We start from the raw sequence: 5491 nt of genomic DNA, 5'->3' as shown, positions 1-5491 counted from the left end.
GGGCGAAGGGGCGCTAAAACTGATTAAATGTAACTTACAACAATAGAAATCCTTCAAAAATTTGTGGATTCTAAAGAAAAAATTAAACAACAAAAGGGGTTTTCGGGTATGAAATATGTTTTAGTCCTCGATGTAGGAACGACAAACATGAAAGTAGCAATTGTAAACGAAAAAGGTGACATCATCTCTCAAGAAGTCAAAAAGATAAATTTAATTCAATCCGCGGAAGGGGCAGCAGAACACGATCCTCAAGAATTGTGGGCAAACTTTTTGGATATATCAAAGAAGATAATCACAAACTTTGAAGGTGATATTTCATTATTAATTTTTTCTGGGTACCAATTCGGTTTTCTACCGATAGATAAAAAAGGGAATCCTTTGATGAATATGGTAACACTCTTAGATACAAGGTCACAGAATATAATGAATGAAGTTGAAGAAAGATTTTCCTTTGAAGAAATATACCAAAAGACTGGTTGCCCACCTGCTTTTAATTATACAATAGCCAGAATATTATGGTTGAAAAAAGAAAAACCAGAAATTTTTGCCAAAACCTATAAGTTTCTGGATATCAAAAGTTTCTTTACATTCAAATTAACAGGTAAGTGTTACACGGAACCAAGTTTAGCCTCTGTTACGCAACTTTTGGATATAAAAACGCAAAAATGGGATGAAGAACTAATAAAAAGGTTAGGGATTGAAAAGGATCAATTGCCAGATCTTGTGCCTGGGAACGTAATAGTGGATACGGTAAAAAAAGAAATTGCAAAAGAAATGGGCCTTGAAAAAGTAGTCCCTATAATGTTAGGAGTCTATGATGGTGGCGCGATGATTTTAGGAATGGGGGGTTATAAAAAAAGCGCTGTATGTAATTTAGGTACCACTGCAATGTTTAGAAGCGCATATAATGAACCATTACTTGATAAAACAGGGCAGTTCAGGCTACAAACCTATGCTCTATTACCTGGTATGTGGGCTATAGGAGGAGCGGTGAACAACGCAGGTGTAGTTTTGGAATGGTTTAGAAATAATATATCTAACGGTATGAGTTATGATCAAATAAACGAAGAGGCTTCGAAAGTTAAAGCCGGTTCCGAAGGTCTTATTTGCTTTCCATTTCTAACAGGAGAAAGAGACCCAAGAATAGGCAGCTTATCTACAGGGAGTTTTTTTGGATTGAAAACTTTTCACAACTTAAGTCACATGGCAAGATCTATATATGAAGGTGTAGGCTATGGACTGAACATGATAAAAACAGCTTTAGAAGAAAACAACGTCAATTTAAAAAGATTGACAGTGGGTGGTTCAGGCAGCAAAAGCGATGTGTGGATTCAAATTTTAGCTGATATATTCAACATTCCTGTAACCAAATCAAAGACCGAAAATGCAACATTGATAGGTGAATCGATGGTAGCTTTTTCACAATTGGGAGTTTACAAGGATATTGAGCAAGCTGGGGAAGTTATGATAAAGTTGGGAAAGAGCTTTGAACCCCAAACCTCTTCAGTTAAAACATATGAAGGTTATTATAATTTTTTTGTAAAAATGATCCAAAACTATCGGGATATGTATAACTTACATACCCAATTGATCAATTCTTTAGGTGAAGAAGAAAAATGGCAATAAAATTCAGAGAAGCAAAAATAGAAGATTATGATCAGATGTATAGATTATGGGGAACAACAGAAGGCATGGGTTTAAGCGACTCTGATACAAAAGAAAATATTGAAAGATTTTTGAAGAAAAACCCAGGTTTAAATTATATATGTGAAGATGATGGAAAAATTATTGGTACAATCCTAGGTGGCGAAGATGGAAGAAGAGGATATCTCTACCATCTTGCGGTTGATAAGAAGTATAGAAGAAATGGGATAGGGAAAGAATTGGTAAACTTGGTTTTAAATAGTTTAAAAGAAAAAGGTATCATAAAATGCCATTTGTTTGTTTATTATGAGAATGAAATTGCTAAGACATTTTGGGAAAAAACAGGGTGGTACAAACGTAACGAATTGCTGATTTATTCCAAAGATATCAAATAAATCAGGGTTTACTATTGATCACAGGTTTTCTCAAAATTAAACCGTTTGCCTTTTCCACCATGACTATCATAAGAAAGGCTAATATAATCAAATATATGGGATATAACCTTATATCGAAATGTTCTTGCAAAAATCCAAACAAGGGTGGCATAAGAGTTGTTCCAAGATATGCAGATGCCATCTGTACCCCTATAATGGAATGTGAAACATCCTTACCAAAATTAGTTGGTGTTGAATGTATCAAACTTGGATAAATCGGTGCACAGCCTAAACCTATGAGAATAAGGCCTATAAACGCCGTATAATTGCTAAAAGGAAGAAACAACAGTAACAATCCTAAAATTATGATTCCTTGCCCCAAACGTATCATATTTTTATTATTCATTTTGAATGTGATAAATCCAGATATAAACCTTCCTATTGTAATTCCGAAATAAAATGAAGCAGCCCATTTGGCCGCTATTTCAGCAGCTATACCTCTATTTAGAACTAAATAACTTGCCGCCCACAAACCAGTAGTTGCCTCTAAAGCACAATAAGAGAAAAAGGCGATCATAATAGACATTGTCCCGGGTAAAGTAATAACCTCTTTTAAAGAATAATTTTTATATTTTTCTTCTTTGGTTTTGTTACCTGTTTTCTTCTCTTTCCACAGCGGCAAAGTAAAAAACAGTACTGAGGTTAGAACAATTTGAATTAACGAAATAGTAAAATATCCTGAATTCCATTTAAAACCCTTAGTCAACAATATTCCCATAATATATGGTCCAATTGTGGCTCCAACTCCCCAAAAGCAATGTAACCAGTTCATATGTCTAGCTTTGTAATGCAGGGCGACAAAATTGTTAAGTGCTGCATCAACACTTCCTGCACCTAAACCGTAAGGTATCCCCCACAAACACAAATGCCAAAAAGAAGTTGATATAGAAAAACCAAACAATGCTATAGCAGTCATTCCAACGCTTATGGCGGTTAGTTTCCCAGTACCAAGTTTATGAATAAACTTACCGCTGAACAAAGTTGAAACAATAGTTCCTCCAGAGATAATCATTGATAAAATTCCTGCATACGATACAGGTACGTTTAATGTTTCATACATGCTTGGCCAGGCTGACCCTAAAAGAGCATCTGGCAATCCGAGACTGATGAATGAAATATAGATAATCACTAGTAAGATAGAATACATATTAAAATCTCTCCGTTGATTTAAAATTTAAACAAATTCTAATGGTACAGTGTTCCATCTGCGGTGTCCTGTATAAAAGCTAATATAAAAGTAGCACTTATTGGGTCAAAAGTGCTATAGTAAAATTTAAAATTATGACTGTAATTGTCAGAAAAGAATATAGTACCTCTTTAAGTTTGAAAAACACCAAATTCAAATTCATCTTATTACTTTCTATTTTCTATTTTTATTATAAAATATAATTTTGCGAAAAAAATTAGGATACCTTCAACTATTAAAGTAACTTCGTGTTATTAACCTAAGCAAGTTCTGGATTTATATAGCTTTAAAGATTTAATCTAAATTCTCATAATACTCAGAACGCATTCCATAAAAACACAAAAATGAATATACATCCCCACGCATTTCCTGTGATCTCTCTTATTATTAGCATACCATAAATAATGATAATTACAGTTAACATTTCAATGAAACCTTCAAGGGTAACACCTATCATACCATGTATTAAAATACACGTAACCGCGCAAAAAATTGCACCCCAATTAAGCAATCTGTTTTTGGAGGGATACCGCTGATTAATTTTATCGCTGATTACCACATAATTAAAGCCCTCAAAAAAGCCCCAGACTGTTGTGATAATTAGCATTGTTACCGAATTAACGGGGAACCCACTCGATAGAGCCTCTTTCGTCATCCATACAGACTGAAAAGGTAAATAACTTGTTATCTGTTTTGTTGCAGCTAAAAAAATGATATGAGGAACAAAGCAAAGTATGCAAAAAACAATGGACTTCAAAGTACCTTTAAACCTTAATCCGTGTGAAAAAAAGCTTTCTTTTCTGTAGATTGCTACAATGCTAATCCCTAATCCTGCGATACTAAACTGACATATAGCAGCAGTCAAAGTTCTTAACAAGATGTGTATATGCATATCCTTGACTATGTTGTTAAACTGGCTTTGGAAAGCCATACATATTTCAAGAGCTGCAAAAGTTGTAGCCAGAATTATCCATAGGTCAACATTCAGTCTTTTCTGTTCTATTGTTGGTTTCCTCATAATCATATTTAATATCTCCTCCCCTGTGAAAGTAGGTAATAAAAATCTCAGGAATTCAAGATGATTATCAGTCGATGCTGACAAACTTGGAGGGATTTCTCTCTCGCATTAGATCATGTTAGATGTCTGTGAAAAAGGTTGGTTAGATCATAATTCAATGCCTTTGAAATGATATTATATCCTTGGCTCTTTTTGAAAGGTATAAAAGGTAAAAGGAAACAATGAAGCTAATCTTTCAAGAAGTAGGCCTTACAAGAAGAACGATAACGCTCACGTGGAACAAAAGAACGGGGATAAGGTAAGAAGATTGGTAGGGTATTTCAGGTATGAAAGTGAAGAAAAGGTAAGTCTGCTCAACGAGATTTACAGCAGAGCAGACTTACTAGATAACTTCTTCATACCCAACTTTAAACTAAAAAGCAAAGTAAAAAACGACAAGGGTAAAACAATAAAAAAAGAATACGAGAAACCTAAGACTCCATACCAACGGTTGCTTGAAAGCGATACTGTTAGCGAAAAAACTAAATCTCAACTAAAGGAAACATACGAAAGTTTAAACATGGTAAAATTAAGAGAAGAAATAAATGTTCTTGTGGATAAATTATACAGCATTCAACTAACAAAAAGCAAATCTGTTTCAAAGACATAAATACTATCTAACCATTACCCTATTTCGATGACAATTAATTATGATCTAACACGCACCAATATCTGTGATCATCACCCCTAATATACTCACTGATTCAATAAATGTGCATCATAATTCAGTCACGTTGTCATATTCATCTTGATAGATCAATTTGTTTATTTATGCTATTCTTTCAATGTCAAGCTGCTTTAATCCATCATGTTTTATGTTTATTTTGGGATTTACATCTCTGCCTATTTCTAATCCACATTCGCATTTATGCACTTTTACTGATATGTCTTTTTCTCCTATTTCGTTATCTCTGCTGCACCTTTGAAACATATGAGACATAGGATTTGTAAGGCTTTTTAGTCTTTACTTTCGTGACATCAATACCATTGACTCTACATGGCTCGAGAGGACAGTATTGATGTCTTTCGAGCCGTCCGTTCTCGGAAACAAATCCACGGCATTTTTTCATTCGATGTATTGGGGAACATATCGACTTGAATCATTTTACTTTAAGCCTTTATCGATAGCTTCCTGAATAATCTTATGGCAACATACTCCCAACGGATTGT

General features: G+C 34.2%; 6 protein-coding genes. 3 read left to right on the top strand and 3 right to left on the bottom strand.

The window, feature by feature from the left end:
• The first annotated feature begins 108 nt into the window (after positions 1-108).
• Positions 109-1626, top strand: a complete 1518-nt coding sequence (locus AA81_RS03290) for a gluconokinase (protein WP_103898185.1) — start codon at positions 109-111, stop codon at positions 1624-1626.
• Positions 1617-2039 (top strand): GNAT family N-acetyltransferase, encoded by a 423-nt coding sequence (locus AA81_RS03285; protein WP_103898184.1) that lies wholly within the window; start codon positions 1617-1619, stop codon positions 2037-2039. Before AA81_RS03290 ends, AA81_RS03285 begins: the two co-directional genes overlap by 10 nt.
• 1 nt (position 2040) lies before the next feature.
• Here the strand turns inward: AA81_RS03285 and AA81_RS03280 are convergent, their stop codons facing one another.
• Both AA81_RS03280 and AA81_RS03275 read right to left on the bottom strand, forming a co-directional pair.
• Complete coding sequence (locus AA81_RS03280) at positions 2041-3225, bottom strand: MFS transporter (protein WP_103898183.1); 1185 nt, start codon at positions 3223-3225, stop codon at positions 2041-2043.
• A gap of 355 nt (positions 3226-3580) precedes the next feature.
• Positions 3581-4288 carry a hypothetical protein gene (locus AA81_RS03275; protein ID WP_103898182.1) on the bottom strand — a complete coding sequence of 236 codons (708 nt, stop codon included), beginning with the start codon at positions 4286-4288 and terminating at the stop codon, positions 3581-3583.
• A 301-nt stretch (positions 4289-4589) separates the two neighbouring features.
• On the opposite strand from AA81_RS03275, the gene AA81_RS03270 reads away from it, so the two are divergent.
• Entirely contained in the window at positions 4590-4931 is a 342-nt protein-coding gene (locus AA81_RS03270) for a hypothetical protein (RefSeq protein ID WP_169999595.1), read from the top strand.
• Positions 4932-5090: 159 nt separating this feature from the next.
• Here the strand turns inward: AA81_RS03270 and AA81_RS14130 are convergent, their stop codons facing one another.
• Positions 5091-5261, bottom strand: a complete 171-nt coding sequence (locus tag AA81_RS14130; protein WP_158584863.1) for a hypothetical protein — start codon at positions 5259-5261, stop codon at positions 5091-5093.
• Positions 5262-5491: the final 230 nt, after the last annotated feature.

Source organism: Petrotoga halophila DSM 16923 (assembly GCF_002924615.1).
Note: the sequence above shows the minus strand (reverse complement) of the source record. Positions and strands in the feature narration are given on the sequence as shown.